This is a genomic window from Halomonas sp. PAMB 3232, assembly GCF_031954225.1.
GTDB lineage: Bacteria > Pseudomonadota > Gammaproteobacteria > Pseudomonadales > Halomonadaceae > Vreelandella.
In genome coordinates this window covers 3,550,482-3,570,464 of record NZ_CP134865.1, presented here as the reverse complement: position 1 = coordinate 3,570,464, position 19,983 = coordinate 3,550,482, and the positions used below count along the sequence as shown (strand labels likewise).

24 protein-coding genes are annotated in these 19,983 nt (G+C 61.6%); 10 read left to right on the top strand and 14 right to left on the bottom strand.

Annotated features, from left to right (window positions below):
* Nucleotides 1-10 precede the first annotated feature (10 nt).
* The 13 genes from fliR to fliF all read right to left on the bottom strand — a co-directional run bounded on the left by fliR (nt 11) and on the right by fliF (nt 11,410).
* Entirely contained in the window at nt 11-799 is a 789-nt protein-coding gene (gene fliR, locus RN346_RS16445) for a flagellar biosynthetic protein FliR (RefSeq protein WP_311961724.1), read from the bottom strand.
* Nucleotide 800: 1 nt separating this feature from the next.
* Nucleotides 801-1,070, bottom strand: a complete 270-nt coding sequence (gene fliQ, locus RN346_RS16440; protein ID WP_263585768.1) for a flagellar biosynthesis protein FliQ — start codon at nt 1,068-1,070, stop codon at nt 801-803.
* A 34-nt stretch (nt 1,071-1,104) separates the two neighbouring features.
* Complete coding sequence (gene fliP, locus RN346_RS16435; protein ID WP_311961723.1) at nt 1,105-1,893, bottom strand: flagellar type III secretion system pore protein FliP; 789 nt, start codon at nt 1,891-1,893, stop codon at nt 1,105-1,107.
* Nucleotides 1,894-1,901: 8 nt separating this feature from the next.
* Nucleotides 1,902-2,324: a flagellar biosynthetic protein FliO gene (fliO, locus tag RN346_RS16430; RefSeq protein WP_311958949.1), complete on the bottom strand. Its 423-nt coding sequence runs from the start codon at nt 2,322-2,324 to the stop codon at nt 1,902-1,904.
* On the bottom strand, nt 2,321-2,824 hold the full coding sequence (fliN, locus tag RN346_RS16425; protein WP_311961722.1) for a flagellar motor switch protein FliN: 504 nt from the start codon (nt 2,822-2,824) through the stop codon (nt 2,321-2,323). The genes fliO and fliN overlap by 4 nt, the downstream gene beginning before the upstream one ends.
* A complete protein-coding gene (gene fliM / locus RN346_RS16420) occupies nt 2,817-3,878 on the bottom strand; it encodes a flagellar motor switch protein FliM (protein WP_263585772.1) in 1,062 nt (353 codons plus the stop codon). The genes fliN and fliM overlap by 8 nt, the downstream gene beginning before the upstream one ends.
* A 21-nt stretch (nt 3,879-3,899) precedes the next feature.
* Nucleotides 3,900-4,373 (bottom strand): flagellar basal body-associated protein FliL, encoded by a 474-nt coding sequence (gene fliL / locus RN346_RS16415; protein WP_263585773.1) that lies wholly within the window; start codon nt 4,371-4,373, stop codon nt 3,900-3,902.
* Nucleotides 4,374-4,522: 149 nt separating this feature from the next.
* Complete coding sequence (locus tag RN346_RS16410) at nt 4,523-5,941, bottom strand: flagellar hook-length control protein FliK (RefSeq protein ID WP_311961721.1); 1,419 nt, start codon at nt 5,939-5,941, stop codon at nt 4,523-4,525.
* A 97-nt stretch (nt 5,942-6,038) separates the two neighbouring features.
* Nucleotides 6,039-6,491 (bottom strand): flagellar export protein FliJ, encoded by a 453-nt coding sequence (gene fliJ, locus RN346_RS16405; RefSeq protein ID WP_263585775.1) that lies wholly within the window; start codon nt 6,489-6,491, stop codon nt 6,039-6,041.
* Nucleotide 6,492: 1 nt separating this feature from the next.
* Nucleotides 6,493-7,881: a flagellar protein export ATPase FliI gene (gene fliI, locus RN346_RS16400; protein WP_311958947.1), complete on the bottom strand. Its 1,389-nt coding sequence runs from the start codon at nt 7,879-7,881 to the stop codon at nt 6,493-6,495.
* Nucleotides 7,878-8,645: a flagellar assembly protein FliH gene (locus RN346_RS16395; RefSeq protein WP_311961720.1), complete on the bottom strand. Its 768-nt coding sequence runs from the start codon at nt 8,643-8,645 to the stop codon at nt 7,878-7,880. Before RN346_RS16395 ends, fliI begins: the two co-directional genes overlap by 4 nt.
* Entirely contained in the window at nt 8,638-9,645 is a 1,008-nt protein-coding gene (fliG, locus tag RN346_RS16390) for a flagellar motor switch protein FliG (protein ID WP_311961719.1), read from the bottom strand. The genes RN346_RS16395 and fliG overlap by 8 nt, the downstream gene beginning before the upstream one ends.
* Entirely contained in the window at nt 9,638-11,410 is a 1,773-nt protein-coding gene (fliF, locus tag RN346_RS16385) for a flagellar basal-body MS-ring/collar protein FliF (protein WP_311961718.1), read from the bottom strand. Before fliF ends, fliG begins: the two co-directional genes overlap by 8 nt.
* 273 nt (nt 11,411-11,683) lie before the next feature.
* Between fliF and fliE the strand changes: the two genes are divergently transcribed.
* Entirely contained in the window at nt 11,684-12,019 is a 336-nt protein-coding gene (gene fliE / locus RN346_RS16380) for a flagellar hook-basal body complex protein FliE (RefSeq protein ID WP_263585779.1), read from the top strand.
* A gap of 141 nt (nt 12,020-12,160) precedes the next feature.
* On the opposite strand, the gene RN346_RS16375 is transcribed toward fliE, so the two are convergent.
* Nucleotides 12,161-12,508, bottom strand: coding sequence for a flagellar protein FlaG (locus RN346_RS16375; protein WP_311958945.1), 348 nt, complete (start codon nt 12,506-12,508; stop codon nt 12,161-12,163).
* Nucleotides 12,509-12,780: 272 nt separating this feature from the next.
* On the opposite strand from RN346_RS16375, the gene RN346_RS16370 reads away from it, so the two are divergent.
* The 9 genes from RN346_RS16370 to motB all read left to right on the top strand — a co-directional run bounded on the left by RN346_RS16370 (nt 12,781) and on the right by motB (nt 19,980).
* Nucleotides 12,781-14,475, top strand: a complete 1,695-nt coding sequence (locus RN346_RS16370; protein ID WP_311958944.1) for a PilZ domain-containing protein — start codon at nt 12,781-12,783, stop codon at nt 14,473-14,475.
* A 145-nt stretch (nt 14,476-14,620) separates the two neighbouring features.
* A complete protein-coding gene (gene fliS / locus RN346_RS16365) occupies nt 14,621-15,037 on the top strand; it encodes a flagellar export chaperone FliS (protein ID WP_263585782.1) in 417 nt (138 codons plus the stop codon).
* A gap of 7 nt (nt 15,038-15,044) precedes the next feature.
* A complete protein-coding gene (gene fliT, locus RN346_RS16360; protein ID WP_311961717.1) occupies nt 15,045-15,431 on the top strand; it encodes a flagellar protein FliT in 387 nt (128 codons plus the stop codon).
* A complete protein-coding gene (locus RN346_RS16355; protein ID WP_311961716.1) occupies nt 15,428-16,732 on the top strand; it encodes a flagellar hook-length control protein FliK in 1,305 nt (434 codons plus the stop codon). The genes fliT and RN346_RS16355 overlap by 4 nt, the downstream gene beginning before the upstream one ends.
* Entirely contained in the window at nt 16,732-17,025 is a 294-nt protein-coding gene (locus RN346_RS16350) for an EscU/YscU/HrcU family type III secretion system export apparatus switch protein (protein WP_263585785.1), read from the top strand. The genes RN346_RS16355 and RN346_RS16350 overlap by 1 nt, the downstream gene beginning before the upstream one ends.
* A 102-nt stretch (nt 17,026-17,127) precedes the next feature.
* A complete protein-coding gene (flhD, locus tag RN346_RS16345) occupies nt 17,128-17,460 on the top strand; it encodes a flagellar transcriptional regulator FlhD (RefSeq protein ID WP_263587271.1) in 333 nt (110 codons plus the stop codon).
* Nucleotides 17,457-17,981, top strand: a complete 525-nt coding sequence (flhC, locus tag RN346_RS16340) for a flagellar transcriptional regulator FlhC (RefSeq protein ID WP_263585786.1) — start codon at nt 17,457-17,459, stop codon at nt 17,979-17,981. The genes flhD and flhC overlap by 4 nt, the downstream gene beginning before the upstream one ends.
* Nucleotides 17,982-18,196: 215 nt before the next feature.
* Nucleotides 18,197-19,066 carry a flagellar motor stator protein MotA gene (motA, locus tag RN346_RS16335; protein ID WP_263585787.1) on the top strand — a complete coding sequence of 290 codons (870 nt, stop codon included), beginning with the start codon at nt 18,197-18,199 and terminating at the stop codon, nt 19,064-19,066.
* Nucleotides 19,063-19,980 (top strand): flagellar motor protein MotB, encoded by a 918-nt coding sequence (gene motB, locus RN346_RS16330; protein ID WP_263585788.1) that lies wholly within the window; start codon nt 19,063-19,065, stop codon nt 19,978-19,980. The genes motA and motB overlap by 4 nt, the downstream gene beginning before the upstream one ends.
* Nucleotides 19,981-19,983 lie beyond the last annotated feature (3 nt).

Here is a 19,983-nt window from a genome sequence, read left to right as displayed (position 1 = left end):
TATGGCGAACTCAGTTATCCGCCATCGTTTCGATCAGGCTCTGCATAAAGGCCAGCCCCTGGCTGAAAAGCGGCTGCAGGAAGCGCCCGATATCGGTGACCAGCACCATCAACAGCACCAGCCCCACGGTCAGCGAGGCAGGAAAGCCGATGTTGAACACGGTGAGCTGGGGTGCGGAGCGATTCAGAATGCCCAGCGACAGGCTAATGATGAGCAGCGAGGCGACCAGCGGCAGGGCCAGCAACAGCCCGGAGGCGAAGATGGTGCCAGCGTAGCGGGCCAGCAGCTCGAAGGCGTTGGGGTTGATGCCGGCAAACCCGACCGGCAGGGTCTGAAAGCTCATTACCAGGGTTTCCATCACCATCAAATGGCCGTTGAGCGCCAGAAACATCAGCAGCGTAATCATGTAGAGAATGCGCGAGAGCACCATGATATTGGTGCCGCTGGAGGGATCAAAAAAGCTGGCGAAGGCAAGCCCCATCTGCAGGCCGATGAACTCGCCCGCCGCCTGCACCACGGCAAAGACGATATGCATGACCAGCCCGATGGCCAGCCCGATCAGAAGCTGCTCGACCATGATGCCAAGGCTCGCCCAGGAGAGCATGGGCACCGTCGGCATGACGGGTAAAATCGGCGCGATGGCGACCACGATGAGAACCGCTAGCCCCACCTTGGCCTGATTGGGAATGCTCGAGTGGCCCCAGAGAGGTGCCACCGCCATGAAAGCAGTGATGCGCACGAAGGGCCAGAAAAACGCCACCAGCCAGGTTTGAAGCTGGTCGAAGGTGACCTCGACCACGCTACATCACCATTTGCGGAATATTGACGAATAGTCGGTGGGTGAAGTCGGTAATCAGGCCGATCAGCCAGGGGCCGGCGAGCACCAGCACGGCGAAGACCGCCAGAATCTTGGGAATGAAGGTCAGCGTCATCTCGTTGATCTGGGTCGCCGCCTGAAACAGGCTGATGATCAGGCCGGTGAATAGCGCGGCCAGCAGTACCGGCGCGCCCATGAACAGGGTCAGCCGCATGCCCTGGTAGGCAATGCTCATTACGGTCTCGGGGGTCATGATCGCTCCTGTCGCCGAGGGTTACTCAGACGGCCTATAGCATGTAGAAGCTTTCGGCCAGTGAGCCGATCAAAAGCTGCCAGCCGTCGACCAGCACGAACAGCATCAGCTTGAAGGGCAGAGAAATAGTCACCGGCGGCACCATCATCATCCCCAGTGCCATTAGCGTGCTGGCGACCACTAGGTCGATGATCAAAAACGGAATGAAGATGGTAAAACCGATCTGAAACGCGGTCTTGAGCTCGCTGGTGACAAACGACGGCAGCAGCACGCGCATCGGCAGATCCTCGGGGCCCTGCATGGGGCCGACATCCGCCAGGCGTGCGAACATGGCCAGGTCCGGCTCGCGGGTTTGCGCCAGCATGAACTCACGAAACGGGATCTGGGCGCGTACCAGAAACTCCTCGAAGTTGATCGTCTCGTTTGATAGCGGCTGCCAGGCGGTCTCGTAGACCTGGGAGATCACCGGTGACATGATGAAGAACGTCAAGAACAGCGCGATGCCCAGCAGTACCTGATTGGGCGGCGTGGCTTGGGTGCCCATGGCCGTTCTCAACAGGCTGAGCACGATGATGATGCGCGTAAAGCTGGTCATCATCAAAAGCATCGCGGGTAAAAACGCCAGCGAGCTCAACAGTAACAGCGTTTGCAGCGACAGCGACCACTGCTGGCCGCCGCCTTCCATCGGCTGCGACACAAGCCCGGGTGGCAGCTGCTGCGCTTGGGCCGGCGCACCGAGAGCGATAAGCGCCAGCGCCAGCAGCGTCAGTAGAACAAGTGTCGAAGGCAGCCGCTCGCGAAAGGGGAGCCGATAGCAGGGCATGGCATCTCTCATGACGATGAAGGAGGCTCGGAAGTAGGGGGCGAGCGTTTCGACAGCGCCTTCGCCAGGCGTTTCGAGAAGCCAGTGGAAACGCTTACCTCGGGAGTCGGGCGGTCGATGGGGGCTGCTCGCTCGTGCAGCTTGGTGATTCGCCCGCCGCCCACGCCCACCACCAGCCAGGTATCTTCGAGCTCCACCACCACGATACGCTCGCGCGCGCCCACCGCGGTGGAGCCAACCACCTTGAGGCGCGCGCCGCTATCGAAGCGTTTTTGCTGAACGCGCTTTAAAAGCGCCGTGCAGAGCAAAATGATGGCGATGACCAGCGCCAGCGCCGCAGCGGTCTTGCCCAGGGTGGCCATGCCCATCAAGGCATCCGAGCCCAGCGCGTCGATCGAGCCGGCCTGGTGAGTGGAGGCGGCGACGCTCATCGGTTGAGCTTATGGATGCGCTCGGAGGGCGTGATGATTTCGGTAATACGGATACCGTACTTATCTTCCACCACGACGACCTCACCTTGAGCGATCAGATAGCCGTTGATCAGAATATCCATCGGCTCTCCGGCAAGCCCTTCGAGCTCGATGACCGACCCTTGAGCAAGCTCCAGAAGCTGCTTGATGGTCAGCTTGGCGCGGCCGAGCTCGACGGTGAGCTTGACCGGAATGTCCATGATCATTTCCAGATCGCGCGAAACGTTGCCACCGCTTTCACTGCTGAGCGGGCGGAAAATATCCTCACTCGCCGCTTTGGCGGGCGGCGGCGCAGGCGTCGGCGGCTCGTCGGCGTCGGCCTCGGCGGCTTCCTGTTCGGCCATGGCCGCCGCCCAGGGGTCGTCGTCGCCGGCAGTATCGCTTTCGGCGTCCTGCTCCGACATGGCGCTTGCCCAGTCGTCGTCGGATACGGATTGATCGGGCTTTTTAGGATCAGTCATGCGTGGGTTCCTTGGCTTGGCGTCGCGGCGGGCTCTTGACGAAGTCCGGGGACGATGCGCTGTTCATGGCGCCGTGGTCGATCACGTGGAGCACACGCAGCGCACGATGCTGCTGCTGACTGCCGTACTCGCACTCCATGACCGGCACGCCGTCGACGCTGGCGGTGACGATGGAAGGGATCTCCATGGGCAGCACGTCGCCTTTTTTCAGTCCCATGACCTGCGCGATGCGGCTGGGAATTCGGGCAAACTCGGCAATCAGCTCCACTTCCGACTGGCGAAGCTCGGTGGCCATACGCCGAGACCAGGTACCGTCCTGGTCATGATTGCTGTCGTTGATCGGGTTGGCGAGCAGATCCCGTAGCGGCTCGATCATGGCGTAGGGCATGCAGATCTGAAAACTGCTGGAGAGGTTGCCCACCTCGATATTGAACTTGGTGTTCACCACGATCTCGTTGGGCGAGTTGGTGATGTTGGCGAACTTGGCCTGCACTTCCGAGCGCAGAAAGTTGACCTCCAGCGGATAGACCACCTTCCAGGCTTCCTGGTAGGCGTCGATCGCCAAATTGAGCAGGCGCTGAATGATTCGCTGCTCGGTGTTGGTGAACTCGCGGCCATCGGATTTGGTCACGAAGCGCCCGTCGCCGCCAAACAGGTTGTCCACCACCATGAACACCAGGTTGGGCGGAAAGACCACCAGCGCCGAGCCGCGCAGCGGCTTCATCGAGACGATGTTCAGGTTGGTGGGCACCGGCACGTTGCGCGAAAACTCGCTAAAGCTTTGGTAGCGCACCGACTCCACCGTGATATCGGCGCTGCGGCGAATCAGGTTGAACAGCCCGTTTCTAAAATAGCGGGCGAAACGCTCATTGATAAAGTCCAGCGCGTGCAGGCGCTCGCGAATCACCCGATGCTGAGTCGCCGGGTCGTACGGGCGAATACGCTCATTGCCCGTCGCGGCAGACGACGAGGCATTCGAGGGCTCATCGTCTCCGCTGACCCCTTTCAACAAGGCATCGATTTCTTCCTGGGACAGTAGATCGTCCTGTGACATGAACGGCTCCCGCGCCCGAGGTTATTGCACGATGAAATCGGTGAACAGCACTTCCTGAAGATCCAGCGGCGGCTGATTCTCAGTGAGTGGAACGCTGAGCCGGGTGATGATGGCCTGGGCGAGCGCTTCCTTTCCTTCGGTCGAGGTCAGCTCGCTGGCCTGCTTGCCGGAGAGCAGAATCAAAAGGCGGCTGCGAATCTGGGGCATGTGCTCTTCGATGATCGCCTTGCTCTGCTCGCCGCCGACGCGCAGCGTAATACCGGTGTACAAAAGGCGCGAGCCATAGCGGTCATCGGCCAGGTTCACGGTGAACGGCTCGATGCGCGTAAAGACCGGCGGCTCGGGCTCGGCGACGGTTTCCACCTCAGCCGATTCACCGTCGTTTGAGTGGCCCAGCACCATGTAGACCGCGGCTGCAGCACCCAGCGCCGACAAAGCGACCAGTACGATCATGATATAAAGCAGTTTTTTCGATCTACCGCTTGCTTCTGCCATTTGCTGTTCCCATGGTCCTTACGCATGACGAATGCCATGCATTATGCCTAATGAGCAGGCCGCTTAATAAATGAACAGGCTCATCTGGTGAGCCTATCTTTTGGCTTAGCTTTTTAAGTCGTTGGGTTGAAACGGTTGGGCCTATAACGCTAGGCGTAAAGATCGACCCGTCCATCGAGCGTGAGGCGCACCGGCGCGCTCACGCCGCTCTCGAGGCCCTCGCCCACGTCATCGGCCGTACCGCCGCCGGCTTGAGCACCGGTGCCGTTCGCCTGGGCAAAGGCTTGCTCTTTTGACTGGCCGTGCTCGCCCACCGAGGTATTACCCAGCGCGATACCCTGTTCGGCAAGTGCCTCGCGCAGCTGGGGAATCGCCTGCTCGATGATCTGGCGCACCTGAGCGTGGGCGGAGAAGAACTGTGCCTGGGTGTGCTGCTCGCCCATCTTCAGCGTAATCGTCAGTGGGCCAAGCTCCGCCGGATGCAGTTCGAGCTTCACCTGCTGCTCGCCGCCACGTTGGGTCAACTGAATGAGCTGCTGGCCAAGCTTTTCGGCAAAGGCGGGGCTGGTCACCGGCGTGGCGATAGCGCCGGCCACGGGGCTTGGGGTGGTCGTCGGGGCGGGCGGTGCGCCGGTCAGCGTCGGTTCGCCGCCGGTCGGGCCGGCTGACGCAAGCGCGCCCTGCATCGCACTAGCGCTGGCGCTAGTGGGCAGCGATGCCGCTGTCGGTGCCGCGTCGGCATCGAGTGCGGTCGTGTCCAGCGGGGTTGCCGCGCTATAAAGCGACGCCAGCGGCTGGCCGCTCCAGGCGGGGCGCGCATCGACGGTGGACCCCGTCCAGGATTTGGTGTTGGCGTCAGTACCCGACTGCAGGGCGTTGACCGCGCTCAGCACGCGTGCAGCGGCGTCGCTCAGTGCCGGCGCCGCGCTGGTGGTCGCTGTCTCGGTCAGGCCGGCCGCCGGGAAGGCCGTTTTGGGCGTATCGGTAAACGCGGCCACCAGCGCCAGGCGCGCCTGAACCTCGTCCAGCGCATCGGCAGATGCTTGACGCTGGGCGTTTTGCGTCGCGTCGAGCGGTAGTGCGGTATTCGCCGGGGCCGCAAAAACGGCGGACGCTTCGTTCAAGGCGGCCTTCAGCGTGTCGAGGTTTTCAACCGGCGCGATATCGGCGCTCTGTACCGGTGCCGCGTCGCTACCCTGTATCGGCGCGGTCACATCAGCGGCGCTGAGCACCTGAGCAAAAATGTCGATGCGAGCACCCTGCGAAAGCGCCTCGCTGGAGAGCGCCTGTTCGGTGGCGCTGAAAAGTGCGCCGAGCTCGGCGTCGTCGAGCGCTTCGACATCGGCGCCGAGCGCGGCCAGCGCATCGCGAAAGGCCTCGAGCGCGTCGTTCGTCGGCGTCTCGAGAGGTTCCGCGGCGCTACCCGTGCGGGTATCGAAGGCCTGGCGCAGTGCCGACTGAAAGCCCTCCGACGCGCCCGGGAGGCCTTGAGACGTTTGAGCGCCCGGCAGCGCAGACAGTGCGCCGCGCAGGCCCTGAGTGGTTTGAAGCAGTAACGACATGGTCATGACGGTTAACTCCTCTGTATTACTGCAAATAGTTACTGCAAATAGTTACTGCAAACAGTTACTTCGAACGGTTACTGCGAACGATCACTGCGCACGTCTATTGAGCGCCGTCCGGCGAGCGTCGTGCGGTCTGGGACGTTACGAACTCATCGTTGGCTTTTTGATCGGCGCGCTCCTGGCGGCGGTGCTCTTCGAGCGAGCGCCTGGAGGCCAGGGTATCAAATGAGGAGAGCTTGCGCTGCTCCTGCTGCCAGTGCTGCTGACTCTGCTGGACGCGTTTTTGCTGTGCGGTCAGCGCCTGCCGGGCGCGACTGAGCGCGGCGTCCAACGAGGCCAGAAACTGCTGGTAGTTGAACATGGTGGCCGGGTCGATGCCGTCGCGCATGGCACTTTGCAATCGCTCGGCATACTCGGCGCGGTAGCGGCTGAGCGAGTCGAGCTGGGCCTGGGTCTGATGCTGGCTTTGGCGCTCTTCGGCCAGAAGTTTACCGGCCTGGTCGCGGGCGTCCCGCGCCAGATCCGTGAGAATATCGAGCTGGGAATGCTGCATGTTAGCCTCCTACTACCTGCGCCAGCGCTTGGCGTGACTCTTCAAGCGTGGCGCGTTCGTCGATACGCTGCTGCAAAAAACGCTCCAGTTCTGGAAAAAGATTCACCGCCTCGTCCAGTCGAGGGTCGTGCCCGGGGCTGTAGGCCCCCACGCTGATCAAATCGCGGTTGCGCTGATAGCGTGAAAACAGTTGCTTGAACGTGCGTGCGCGGCTGATCTGCTCGTCGGTCGCCACCGCGTTCATTGCCCGGCTGATCGATGCTTCGATATCGATCGCCGGGTAGTGGCCCGCTTCGGCCAGGCTTCTCGACAGCACGATATGGCCATCCAGAATCGCCCGGGCGGAGTCGGCGATCGGGTCCTGCTGATCGTCGCCTTCGGTCAGCACCGTGTAGAACGCCGTGATCGAGCCGCCGCCACGCTCGGCGTTACCGGCGCGCTCGACAAGCCCGGGGAGCTTGGCAAACACCGACGGCGGATAGCCCTTGGTCGCCGGCGGCTCGCCGATGGCCAGCGCAATCTCGCGCTGGGCCATGGCGTAACGCGTCAGCGAATCCATGATCAGCAGCACGTTGCGCCCGCTGTCGCGAAAGCCTTCGGCCAGACGGGTGGCGTAAGCCGCCCCCTGCAAGCGCTGCAGCGGCGAGGTGTCCGCGGGTGCTGCAACGACCACCGAGCGGCGCCGACCTTCCGGACCCAGAATGTTGTCGATGAAATCCTGTACCTCACGGCCGCGCTCGCCGATCAGGCCCACCACGATGACGTCGGCCTGGGTGTAGCGGGCCATCATGCCCAGTAGCACCGACTTGCCCACGCCAGAGCCGGCGAACAGCCCCATGCGCTGCCCCTTGCCAACGCTCAACAGCGCGTTGATCGCACGAATGCCGACGTCGATCGGTGTGTCGATCGGTGCCCGTGACAGCGGGTTGAGCGGCGCAGTATGAAGCGTCGCCCGGGGCACCTCCTCGGTGCCTTCGCGATCATCCAGCGGGTTGCCGTTGCCGTCGAGCACACGCCCTAGAAGCTCCTCGCCGATGGGAAAGCGCCGGGCACTGTGGCCGACACCGTCGGACAGTGGCGATACTCGCGCGCCGGGCATCAGCCCCGAGATCTGCTCCAACGGCATCAAAAAGAGCTTGTCGCCGGAAAAGCCGACGACTTCGGCCTCAGCGTGAAGCGCGCTTTCGCCCAAGCGGCCGTCGGCGCCCGGCAATTCGATTCGACAGGCGCTGCCCACGGCGACCTGCAATCCCACGACCTCGATGACCATACCGGTGGCGCGCACGACTCGGCCGCTGCGGCGGTAGTTGGGCAGCTGACCCACCCGTTGGCCGGTGCGGGTGAGCGCCTTGCGCCAGCGCTGGGTATGACTCATCGAGGCGCTGTTCATGCGTTATCCTGACTCGGGGTGTCGGGCTTGTGGCGCTTGCGCATCTGCGCGGCCACGGCCTGCCAGCGACTCTCGAAGGTGGCGTCGAGCTCGCCCTGGGCGCTGGTTACCCGGCAGCCGCCGCGGGCGAGCTGATCGTCGGGCTGCAGTTTCCAGTTGGCCGCGCTCAGCTCACTACCCAGGTGCTCTTCAACCAATACGTGATCCTCCGGGTTGAGCCACAGCCGCTGCTGGCCGTTGAGCGGCGGCTCGGTATGCAAAAGCTCGCGTACCAGCTTGAGCACCTGCTCGGGCCGATCATTGAGCGTGTCGAGTGCGAGCTGGCGCCCGACCAGCATGGCGAGTTCGACCAGGTCGTCGGCGATGGTGTCGTCGAGACGCGAAAGGGCGCTGTCGAACTGTTTGGCCAGCGCCTCCATCGGCGCCACGACCTGATGTATCTGTTCGTCCAGTGTCTTTTGCGCCTGCTCGCGGGCCTCTTTCATGCCCTGCTCGAAACCTTCCGCGTGGCCCTTGGCCAGTCCCGCGTCAAAGCCCTGCTGCTCGGCGTCCTGGCGCACACGCGCAAAGAGCTCGTCGCGCTCTTGCTGCTCGCGCAGACGCGCCTGCTCGGCGGCCTTTTGTGCGGCGGCGACCCGGCGCTGGTGCGGGCTGGGCGCGCCGCTCTCATTATCGGCACCAAAGGCGTCGTGCTTTAATTCATCCATCTGCCAGCGCTGCCACTGGCCGTGACGATCGAACTCGCTGGTGGACGAATTAGACATACTCGTCGTCTCCGCCGGCCAGGACTATCTCGCCGGAGTCGGCCAGGCGGCGCACCACCTGCAAAATGGCTTTCTGCTCGGTTTCGACCTGCGAGACCCGGATCGGGCCACGAGCCTCCATGTCTTCGCGCACCAGGTCCGCAGCGCGTTGAGACATGTTGCGCAAAAACTTGTCCACCAGCGCCTCCGGTGCGCCCTTGAGGGCGATGACCAGCGAGTTGGTTTCGACTTCCTGAAGGACCATCTGGATCGCGCGGCTGTCCAGGTCGAGCAGGTTCTCGAACAGGAACATTTCGTCGATGATCTTCTGGGCCAGGTCCTCGTTGTGGGCGCGTACGGTATCGATGGCGCCCTCTTCCTGAGAGGAGTTCATCAGGTTGAGGATCTCGGCGGCAGTTCTCACGCCGCCCATCTTGCTGCGCTTGAGGTTCTGGCCGTCCAGCATGCTGGTCAGTACTTCGGTCAGCTCCTGAAGGGCGGCGGGCTGCACGCCGCTGAAGGTGGCGATACGCAGCACTACGTCGTTGCGCAGCTTTTCTTCGAACAACTCGAGAATGTTGGCGGCCTGGTGGCGCTCCAGATGGATCAGGATGGTGGCGATGATCTGCGGGTGCTCGTCGCGGATCAGCTCGGAGACCATCGAGGCCTCCATCAGGTTCAGCGAGTCGATACCGGAGTTGTTACCGGTGCTCTCGAGGATGTCCTCGATCAAACTCGACGCCCGTTCGCTGCCTAGCGCCTTGGTCAATACCGAGCGGATGTGGTCGCTGGAGTTCAAATTGAGCGCCACGAACTCGTCGGTTTCGCGGTGGAAGGCATCGAGCACCGCCTTCATGTCCTCGTGCGATATTTGATCGAGCTTGGCCATCTCGAGACTGATCGCCTGTACCTCCGCGGCGTTCAGGTATTTGAACACCTCGGCGGCGCTGTCCTCGTCCAGCGTCAAGAGAAGGATGGCGCTTTTACGGGCGCCGCTCATCTGTGCGATGGCGCTACTCATTGGCATTCATCCAGCTGCGAATAATCATGGCGACCATACGGGGGTCGTCCTTGGCCATGTCCTGCAGATCCTTGAGATTGTTCTCGTAAAGCGAGGTCTTGCGCTGGCGCTTGGGCCGCTCGCCATAGGTGTCGCTATCCCCCGAGGCTTCACTGTTTTCATCGCTTTCGTTCTCGTCGTCGTCTCCAACGCTTGCGCGGAAGGTACCGTTTTGCGCGCCAGTCGCGGCGGCGGGCACCTGGGTGTAGCGCTTGATCAGCGGACGCAGAATCAGCAGATAGAGCAGTAGTGCGACGATGAACACCATCAGGTAGCGGCCCAGCGTCGATGCCAGCGCCAGCGTCTCGGGACGCTGCCACCAGGCGATATCCTCTTCGATGTCGCCGGCGGCGCGCACAAACGGCGTATTGACCACTTCGATCTGGTCGCCGCGCGCCTCTGAGAAGCCCATCGCCTGCTGGATCAGCCGCTCGAGCTGAGCGACCTCGTCCGGCGACAGGGCGACCTGCTCGGTCTCGCCATCACCGTTCACGACGCTTTTAAAATCGACCACCACCGCGGCGGAAAGACGCTGCACCTGGCCCAGACGCTGCTGAACGTGCTCGATGCTGCGATCCACTTCGTAGTTGACGACATCGTCCTGGCGCAGGTTGGAGAGCGGCGGCTCTTCTTCGGTGCCTTCGCCATCACCGCCATCCTCTTCGCCTTCGTCAGGCTGGTTGATCAGTGAGGCCGCCACGCCCGGCGGGGTGTTGCTCAGCGCACCGGGAATACCGTTGGCAAGCGGGTTTTCGCCATCGAAGGAGAGGCTAAGCTGGCGGCTTCTGACGGCGGCTTCGTTGGGTGGCTGGTTCGGTCCGTAGCGCTCCGAGGTTTGCTCGCGGCGTGAAAAGTCGATCTGTGCAGCGACCTGGGCGCGCACGTTGTCGCTGCCCAGAATGGGCGTCAGGATATTTTCGATGCGCTGTTGATAGGAGCGCTCGACCTCGGCGATGTACTCAAGCTGGGAACCGTCCAGATCGTTGCCCTGGGATACCTGGGCGGACAGCAGGCGTCCGCTTTGGTCGACCACGGTCACGTCCTGGGCGGCGAGCTCGGGTACGCTGCTCGAGACCATGTGCACGATGGCGCTGACCTGGCCTTCGCCAAGCACGCGGCCGGGCATCAGCGTCAACACGACCGATGCCTTGGCGGGCTCGCGATCGCGAATGAACACCGAAGGTTTGGCCATGGAAAGGTGCACGCGCACGCGCTCGACCGGGCCCAGGGATTCGATGGAGCGAGCGAGTTCGCCTTCCAGGCCCCGCTGAAAGTTGACCTGCTCGGCAAACTGGCTGATGCCGAATGCCTGGTTGTCCATGAGCTCAAGGCCCAGGTTGCCGCCGCGGGGAAGCCCCTGTTCGGCCAGCTGAAGGCGCAGCATGTGCACCTGGTCGGCGGGTACCAACAGGGCCTGGCCGCTATCGCTGAAGCGGTAAGGAACCGCGCGGCTATCGAGTTCGGCAATGACGCGTCCGCCGTCGGCTTCGTCGAGATTGCTGTAAAGCACCCGATATTCCGGGCTGCCCGCCCACATGAACAGCGCAGCGACCAGGGCGATCGATGCCGCCCCGGCCACGAGAAGTACCACCAGGGGGCTTGCGCGCATTTGCTGCTTGAGTCGCGAAAGCGTGGTGTTGTCTTTAGCACTCTCTGCCGCCGTACCGCGAGCGGCGTTGGGGGAAGAGCTGGTTTGACGGCCTGCCGTAGCGCCGGTTTCGCTCATGAAAGCCTCCAGGGGGCTGAGCAAAACAGGTCACGGCCAGGGCGCATCATCAATGAAGGCATGGGCAATATCCGTCAATCGCGGTGAGTCGTGAACAGACGTCCAAATCGATGAAATGATGCGGAACTTTGATGTGCGCCATTATGCTTAGGCGGGTCGAGCATGAACGAAGGAAAAGCTCAGCTTTTATTACTTATTTGTTCGTATGAGGGATTTACTGCCGGTGGTAGGGTGTCGGTATTACTTTAACCGACTTCTCAATGAGGTATGCGTATGAGCTCACCTGCCATTCAGTCGGCGCTACAGCAGATGCAAGGGCTGGCCTCGCAAGCCGCAGCGCCCTTGAAAAACGATTCAGCTGCTCTGGGAGCCAACGGCGTCGGCCAAAGCGGTTTCGGTAGCGAGCTGCAGGCGTCGATTCGGCGTATCAATGAGTTACAGCAAAGCGCCAACTCAAAGGCGATGGCATTTCAGGCCGGCGAACCGAATCTCGAGCTTAACGACGTCATGGTCGATATGCAAAAGGCGAGTGTGGCCTTTCAAATGGGGATGCAGGTGCGCAATCGCATGGTCAGCGCCTACCGCGATGTCATGAACATGCAGGTATAGTGCAGCCAGGGTAGCCACCTTATTTGGCCCTGTTTTCACTACAGCTTTAAATACAGCCGCGCAGGCCGATGCAAATGGCTTGATCAAGCGCCAGTTGCTGGTTTTATCGCCCGTTCGGCTGTTCTTTCTCTGAGCCTGGATTTACGCCTCAAGCGAAATCAACCCGCCCTGCATCTCCTCGATGTGCCTAAATACGGCCAGCACTTCCTCGTTGGGAATCTGGCGAATCACATCCCCTGTTTCTCGATCGATCACTCTCGTAATCAGCCGCGTTGGCTCTTCGCTAAGCTCGAATTCCAGCCCGCGTTGGCGCAGCATTTCGTTGATCCGCGCCATCGGCTCCTCGATTTCTTCGCGGGAAGGCGGCGAGCTGACGGCGGATGCTCTTGAGAGCCCTTCCACGATCTGCTGACGTGGCGGGAGTGGGGTGTAAGGTGTCGCGGCGTTATTGGAGGCAATCAGGGAACTATCCAGTGGTAAAGAGTCCATACGTAGATCCTTTTGTTGGGCTGCCAAGCGCTAAAAAGTCCGCTTTCGTCTAGCCGAAGCCCAGGCATATACGCACGGGCCTCGATAGTAGCTATCGGCCATGTATTGCATCACTTTAGCGCCCTCAGACGATTAACCTTAGCCGTTGCTTGAATGCCCAAAATAGCCATGAGCGCTGCGCCATATAAGGCAATAGCGCTTGATTAGCTTTGATATGCTAGCCGCAATGAGACCGGCGCCAACCGCTAGCGCCGACCGTGACGAGGTGGGTAATGGAAGTTGAGCAGGACGGGTTTGAAAGCGTCGACGATCAGTCGGCGATGGGCGCTTTGCTGGATACGATGATCGAAACGGGAGGTGTGTCGATCTGTCTGTCGACGCCGGAGGCAGACCCCGAGCCAATCGTGTTGATGGAGCAGTATCCCGGCGAGGCGCTGGTCATGGACCTGTCGGCAGTGAGCCATCTGCTACATCAACTGCAGGACGGTGACTCCTTTTTTCTGCGCGGGCAGTCCCAGGGAAAGGTCATTCGCACCACGCCCTTAAAGCTTATCGAGACCCGCCACTCCGGCGGGCGCTTTCTTTGTACCAGCAGCTATCCCGATGCGCTTTGGGTGCTCCAGCGGCGTGAATCGTTTCGCGCGCAGCTGCGTATGGGGATGTCGGTGGCGGTACGGGTGATCGATGAGCGCGGCGATAACGTTTCAGGTGAGCTTCGCGATTTGTCACAAAGCGGCTGCCAGGTCGAGCTTCCGCTTAGCGCCAGTGGCCTTTTAACCCAGTCCAGCTCGCCGCTGCGTTTGGAGTTCACCTTTCCTGACGGCACGCACTTCGCGGTCGACGCCGAAGCGCGTCACCAGCAAACCGATGCCGAGCACCACCTGCTGCGCGTGGGCTTCGAGCTGGTCGATCATACCGTCGATCAGTCACGCAAGATATGGTATTTCGTGTGCGAAATCGAGCGCGAAGCGACGCGCTACGACAAGGAATCCGAGGTTGCCACGCGCCAGTCGTCGCCGCTGTTCACCGCAGAGGGAATGGACAAGAGCGAGCAGGACCAGGTCGGCCGGCGTGATCTCAAGCACTACGCCACGCCCGCTGCCCGGCGGCTGGTCAAGGTGGCGGCATACCTGGACGCCCAGCTTCTGCTGCTGACTCAGGGCAGTGATATCGACTCGCGTCAGCTATCGCTCAACGCCGATCGCATCATAAGTCTGCATGAAGAGGATCGACAGGCGCTTTTGTTCGCCTCTCGCTGCCTGTCGCTCGAGCCGGTACTCGTGCGTCACGGCATCGCGGTGGCGATTCACCTGCTCGACTGGATCGGAGGCGATTTGCCGGCGGATGTGCGCAAGGCATTGGTGGCGAGCTCGCTGGTGCACGATCTTGGCAAGGCGCTGATCTCCCAGGTGGTCTATACGGCGCCCCACTTCGAGGCGTCGCACCTCGAGGCGCTGAGTGAGCACCCGGGGCTTTTGCTCGAGCGGCTCAAAAGTTGTCAGTGGCTCTCCCAAAGCGTGGCGCACTCCGTCATCAAGGGTATCAACGAGCGTATGGACGGCAGTGGCTACCCCGATCGGCTGGGTGGCACAGAGCTGGGTGAGCTTGCGCGCGCCTGTGCGATTATCGACGTGGTGGAGGCGATGCGCCGTGACCGCCCCGACCGGCCCGCCAAAACAACTCAGGAGATCTATCGCTACCTGCTGAGTCACCCGGAGCAGTTCGATGCGCGCTGGGTCAAGCGCTACATCGACCATTTCAAGGCACTGCCGGTGGGCGCGCTGGTGCGTTTTTCGAGCGAACAGCTTGGCTGGATCGTTCGTCTTGACGGCGAGGGGGCGCCGGCCGAGGTCGTACTGACCGAGCAGGCCGTCGCGCCGCTGAGAGGAACGCTCAAGTACAGCGTTTCCGGCGATGTCACCGAGCGCCTTGGCGTGCCGAAACGCGAGCTGGCGGTGTCTACCTGACGCGCCGCATTCGCGTTTAAAAAGGACGCTAACGATTAAAGTCGCCGTTGGCGGCGCCGATAGACAAGGATAGGCCCGATAGCCTTTACAAGAGCATCGAACGGATCGCGGGCGGCGGGCATTTTTTCAATACAGGAGCATACTTATGACATATTCTCGCAGCGCCAGCGCTTACGGCCGGGGAGCGAATGCCTACGCCCGCGTCGGCGTGGAGAGTGGCGTCATGTCGGCCGACCCCCACCAGCTTATCGTTATGCTGTTCGACGGCGCTCAGGCCTCGATTCGCGCCGCGCGCATCCACATGCAGGCGGGTAACGTGAACGAAAAAGGCCGCGCGATTTCAAAAGCGCTGGATATCGTCAATAACGGCCTGGCCGCCGCGCTCGATCAGGAGAAGGGCGGCGAAATCGCCGAGCGACTGGGGTCGCTTTACGACTACATTGCGCGGCTGCTTTTGACCGCTAATTTGCGCAATGATGAAGAAAGCCTGAACCAGGCGGAGCGCCTACTAGAGGATGTGGCCTCGGCCTGGCGTGAAATCGGCCAACAACAAAGTGCGTGAGGCGCCCATGTCTGCTTTCGATTCGGCATCCGACGATAGCCAGCAAGTTCTGCTCGACACCTACACCGAGCTTTTGACCCGCGCCGCGCAAATGCAGGTGCTGGCGAGCAGCGAGCAGTGGGCGGAACTTATCGAGGAGCGTACCCATTACGTCATGCTCGTCGACAAGCTGCGCGAGCTCGATGAACGCATTACGCTCGACGACACCGGCAAGGCGCGCAAGGCCGAGCTTCTCGAGCGCATACTCGAGCACGATGTCGAGATTCGTCGGCGGCTGGTCACCCGGCGCGACGAGCTCGGGAAGCTGATTGGCGTGTCGCAAAAACAGCGTGATCTGCACCGCGCCTACGCTCCTCAGCAAGGCGGCTCTTATCAGGATGAGCCCTCGCCGTGAGCGGCATCACGCCGTTGATCGACACACTGATGCACCAGGTGTTGGGGCGTCAGGGCGAGTCATCGCTGCAGCGTTCGATCAATGCGCCCGTCCAGCCGGTCACTTACGGCGATGGGCCCCGCGCGCTTTCGCGCGATGCAGGCCTGGATGGCCGTCCTCCCGCGCAGCCGCTCATCGACGAGCTGCGCCGCTTGCCGCCGTCGCTCGACCAGCGCGGTCGCGGCGCGATTGATGCCCGCGGCGACGCGCCGCCAGGCTCTACACAAACGCATTTTAGCCCCGCCGCGCGCAGTATCGCCGACGTGCTGCTGCGTTTTCCCGCCTCGCCCGCCGCGCTGCGGCCAGCCGCCCCTTTGATGCAGCCCGGTGAGCCGGTTAGCGCCGATACGCTCTCCAATCGCTTGAGTGCCAGCATCCGCGACAGCGGCCTTTTTTACGAGGCGCATCTCAAGCGCTGGTTTCAAGGCGACGTGCCCCGTTTGCAGCTGATGCGTGAGCCGCAGATGCAGCTTGCAAGGCCCCAGGCGGCCGGCCAGGCACCAGCAATGGGGGCCTTTACTGGCCCTGGCGCACAGCCTTCTGCTTCCAGCGCCATTTTACCCAACACACCGCTTTTGTTCGTACAGGCGCCCACTGCGGCCAGCGGCCTGTCACTCCTCCCCGCGCCGCCGCTGGCAACACCGGCTCGACAGGGGGCGTTGACGCCAGGGGCGATGGCGCCGCTGCCCGGCGCCGTCCAGTCCGGCGCCCCGGCGACAACCAGTGAGCCCGGCGTTTATGAGCGGCCGACCACCGCGCTCTCGTCGACGCCGGCCCCGCTCACCGGGGGCGCACGGGGAAACGGCGTCTCCCCGCAGGACATCGAGGCGCTGCGCGATATCGATACGGCCGCCACGTTCAAGCGTGAGATCGTTCACGAAAGTCTTCAGCCACTGGTACGCCAGCAGCTGGAGATGCTGGCGACGCCGGCTCTGCGTTGGGAGGGGGACGTCTGGGCGGGCATCTTCATGGCGCTGGTCATCAAGCTGCCCGGTAGCGGCCAATTCGGGGAGTCCGGCGGCGAAGTGGGGGAAGCCGATCAGCGGTGGCATTCGCAAATGCACCTCGATGTCCCCGCGGTCGGCGCCTTCGACGTCGCCATCACCCTCGTTCAATCCACGCTGGGGGTCGATGTGACCGCCCAGAATGCGGAGACTCATCAGCGTCTGACGCCTGCCGTGGAGGACCTCCGTACCCGTCTTGGCGCGCTCGATTTCCAACATGTGCGCGTAACGCTTAAAGCAATGGCGGGCGACGCCTGATGGACGGTTCGAACGAGCGCCGCCGTCAGGCGGTTGCGCTGGCTTATCAGGAGGGCGAACAGGCGCCGCGCGTCGTTGCCAAGGGCTACGGTGAGCTTGCCGAGCGGATCATGGCCGAGGCCGAGCGCCAGGGCATTTATGTTCATGACGCCCCCGAACTCGTCGCGCTTTTAATGCAACTTAACCTGGACAGCGAAATTCCTGCTAGCCTGTATCAAGTGGTCGCCGAACTGCTGGTATGGGTATTCGAGCTCTCGGAGAATGAGCCGACTCATATAGAAAGGCGCAAGTAGCCAATACCGACGTTGTGTGCAACCATGATAATGGTCAAACATCCGCAATGTTTTCACGTCAGTATTACAATTCTTTATCGCCTGGACGTTCGATGGAACATTATGAGTCAAACAAGCTTCTTTGATGAAATACAAGAAATTAACCTCGCGTATCTGTTGTTGGCCCAGAGGCTTTTGAGCGAAGATCGTGAGGCGGCGATGCTGCGTTTGAAGGTAGATAACGAGCTTGCCGATCTGCTCGTCTCCATGAACGCGCGGCAACTCTCCAGACTCGCGCGTACCAATCAATTGGTGTGCCGGTTCAGCCAGATAAGCGCGGGCCAGCTGCGTCAGGTAATGGAAAACCCCAGAGATCAAGGGCTTTCAGGGCTTCATGCGTCGCTACTGATGGCCAGCGAGCCGTTCGATTCGCTACCCGAGGGGGAAAAAGAGTGAGCCAAAAAAGCCTGGTCGATGAAATGCACCAGGTGCAGCTGGCGATCGAGCTCATCGAGCTCGGGGCCCGCCTGCAGGTGCTGGAAACGGAAACCGAACTAAGCCGCACGCGACTGATCAAACTGTACAAGGAAGTGCGGGGTGTTTCACCGCCCAAGGGCATGCTGCCCTTTTCAACGGACTGGTTCGTCACCTGGCTTCCCAACGTCCATTCGTCGCTTTTCTACAACATCTATAAAAGCCTGAGAAAAAATACTGACTGCGAGCGCATCGATGCCTTCGTTAAGGCATACCGCATCTATGAAGAGCAGATCAAGATCGAAAACGTCGATCCGGTGTTGGGATTGACCCGCGCTTGGACGTTGGTACGTTTTTTCGAGAGCGATCTTTTACAGCTTACCCCCTGCACTCGCTGCGAAGGCCATTTCGTCGCCCACGCTCACAGCCCTACTCGCGACTACGTATGCGGTATTTGCCAGCCGCCCTCACGCGCCGGAAAGACGCGAAAATCGCTCTCCTGAGCGGCCCACCACGCCTTTTACGTTTTCCGCTATCGCGGCCCATTCGGTTTTAATCCTGGGATAAAGGTAAAAGGCGGCGGTACTTTATCATTAAGAATCGCCATTGCCTGGGTATGATAGCCCTAAGCGTTGCTTAGGCGGGAAGCGCTTACGTTCATCATCGATGACGACGCTGGCTTCTCGAGTTACTCACTGTTATCGCAAGGAATGTGCGCGTGCTGATTGCCTTAGGTTATCTGGTGGTACTGCTGTCGGTATTCGGCGGGTATATGTTAGCGGGGGGAAGCCTTGGGCCGATCTATCAGCCTCTCGAGCTATTGATCATCGGGGGGGCTGGCGTGGGCGCGTTCATTGCGGCCAATAACGGCAAAGCGATCAAGGCGACGTTCAAGATACTGCCCCGGCTCAAGCGGGCCAAAAAGTATGACAAGGCGCTCTACATGGAGCTCATGGCGCTGCAGTTCAAGATTCTGTCGAAGATTCGTCGCGAAGGGATGCTCGGCATCGAGCGCGATATCGACACGCCCGCAGAGAGTGCGCTGTTTCAGGAACACCCGACGGTGCTGGCCGACCCGCATATCATGAACTTTCTGACCGACTATCTGCGCCTGATGGTCAGCGGTGGCATGGAGCCCATGGAAATCGATGAGCTGATGCTGCACGAAATCGAAGTGTTCGAGCAGGAAATGCACGTGCCGATCGATGCGATCAGCAAGGTGGGCGACGCCATGCCGGCCTTCGGTATCGTGGCCGCGGTCATGGGCGTGGTCAAAGCGCTGACCTACGCCGATGCGAGCCCCGACGAGATGGGTGAAATGATCGCCCACGCGCTGGTCGGTACCTTTCTGGGCATTTTGATGGGCTACGGCTTCATTAGCCCGATCGCCAGCTACGCCGACCGTCAGGCCCGCGAGGCCGAGAAGATGCTTCAGTGTATTCGCGTAACGCTGTTGGCCAGCCTGCATGGCTACGCGCCGCAGTTGGCCGTGGAGTTTGGCCGCAAGGCGCTGCACACCGCCGAACGCCCGAGCTTTAGCGAGCTTGAAGAGTACGTCCGCGATGCCAAGAAGGGTGGCGCTGCATGAGTAAAGGGGCCGACAAGCGCCCGATCGTCATCCGGCGCAAAAAAGTGGTTCACGCCCACCACGGCGGTGCGTGGAAAATCGCTTTGGCAGACTTCATGACCGCGCTGATGGCGCTTTTTTTGGTGCTCTGGATTTTGAGCGTGGCCAGTGAAGAGCAGCGCCAAGGGGTAGCCGACTACTTTAGCGCGCCGCTGGCCACCGCGATCACCGGGGGCGATCGCTCCGGCAGCACCAACGTCATTCCCGGCGGCGGCCCTGACCCGACCCACACGGACGGCGAACGCGCGCGTATCGATACGCTCCAGCACACCCGCCCCAGCATGCAGGAGCGACGCTTTTTCGAGGACCTGCAGGCGCGTATCGAGCGCGCCATCGAGCAGGACCCGGAGCTTCGTCAGCTGCGCTCCCAGATGCGCTTCGACCTGACCCGCGAGGGGCTGCGTATTCAGCTTCTGGATACCGACCAGCGGCCGATGTTCGAACTCGGCAGCGACCAGGTCGCCTCCTACATGCGAAGCCTTCTACGTACCATGGCGCCGCTTTTGAACGAATTGCCCAACGAGCTCAGCATCAGTGGCCATACCGACAGCGTGCCCTACGCCGGCGGCTATCGTGGCTACAGCAACTGGGAGCTCTCCAACGACCGTGCCAACGCCTCGCGTCGCGAGCTCGTCGCGGGAGGACTCGACCCGGACCAGCTTCTGCGCGTCTCCGGCTTTGCCGACCGCGTGCTGCTGCCGGATACCGACTCCGTCGACCCGCGTAACCGCCGGATCGAACTGGTCGTGCTGCTGCCCGAAATCGCCGAGGCGATCCGCAATCCGAGCATTTTGAGTCAGGGCGAGCCCGTGTCGAACGAAAATAGCCTCGAAGAGACTTTAGAAAATCTGCCGCAGGCCGATACAGCCCAGTAAGCA

Coding starts and splice junctions, on each gene's coding strand:
- RN346_RS16350 (WP_263585785.1), top strand. CDS start 16,732: ATGGACGGTTCGAACGAGCGCCGCCGTCAGGCGGTTGCGCTGGCTTAT.
- RN346_RS16375 (WP_311958945.1), bottom strand. CDS start 12,508: ATGGACTCTTTACCACTGGATAGTTCCCTGATTGCCTCCAATAACGCC.
- motB (WP_263585788.1), top strand. CDS start 19,063: ATGAGTAAAGGGGCCGACAAGCGCCCGATCGTCATCCGGCGCAAAAAA.
- fliJ (WP_263585775.1), bottom strand. CDS start 6,491: ATGCAGCATTCCCAGCTCGATATTCTCACGGATCTGGCGCGGGACGCC.
- flhD (WP_263587271.1), top strand. CDS start 17,128: ATGAGTCAAACAAGCTTCTTTGATGAAATACAAGAAATTAACCTCGCG.
- RN346_RS16370 (WP_311958944.1), top strand. CDS start 12,781: ATGGAAGTTGAGCAGGACGGGTTTGAAAGCGTCGACGATCAGTCGGCG.
- fliP (WP_311961723.1), bottom strand. CDS start 1,893: ATGCCCTGCTATCGGCTCCCCTTTCGCGAGCGGCTGCCTTCGACACTT.
- RN346_RS16395 (WP_311961720.1), bottom strand. CDS start 8,645: ATGTCTAATTCGTCCACCAGCGAGTTCGATCGTCACGGCCAGTGGCAG.
- fliF (WP_311961718.1), bottom strand. CDS start 11,410: ATGAGCGAAACCGGCGCTACGGCAGGCCGTCAAACCAGCTCTTCCCCC.
- fliG (WP_311961719.1), bottom strand. CDS start 9,645: ATGAGTAGCGCCATCGCACAGATGAGCGGCGCCCGTAAAAGCGCCATC.
- fliI (WP_311958947.1), bottom strand. CDS start 7,881: ATGAACAGCGCCTCGATGAGTCATACCCAGCGCTGGCGCAAGGCGCTC.
- fliE (WP_263585779.1), top strand. CDS start 11,684: ATGAGCTCACCTGCCATTCAGTCGGCGCTACAGCAGATGCAAGGGCTG.
- fliQ (WP_263585768.1), bottom strand. CDS start 1,070: ATGACCCCCGAGACCGTAATGAGCATTGCCTACCAGGGCATGCGGCTG.
- fliS (WP_263585782.1), top strand. CDS start 14,621: ATGACATATTCTCGCAGCGCCAGCGCTTACGGCCGGGGAGCGAATGCC.
- fliN (WP_311961722.1), bottom strand. CDS start 2,824: ATGACTGATCCTAAAAAGCCCGATCAATCCGTATCCGACGACGACTGG.
- fliO (WP_311958949.1), bottom strand. CDS start 2,324: ATGAGCGTCGCCGCCTCCACTCACCAGGCCGGCTCGATCGACGCGCTG.
- fliT (WP_311961717.1), top strand. CDS start 15,045: ATGTCTGCTTTCGATTCGGCATCCGACGATAGCCAGCAAGTTCTGCTC.
- fliL (WP_263585773.1), bottom strand. CDS start 4,373: ATGGCAGAAGCAAGCGGTAGATCGAAAAAACTGCTTTATATCATGATC.
- fliM (WP_263585772.1), bottom strand. CDS start 3,878: ATGTCACAGGACGATCTACTGTCCCAGGAAGAAATCGATGCCTTGTTG.
- RN346_RS16410 (WP_311961721.1), bottom strand. CDS start 5,941: ATGACCATGTCGTTACTGCTTCAAACCACTCAGGGCCTGCGCGGCGCA.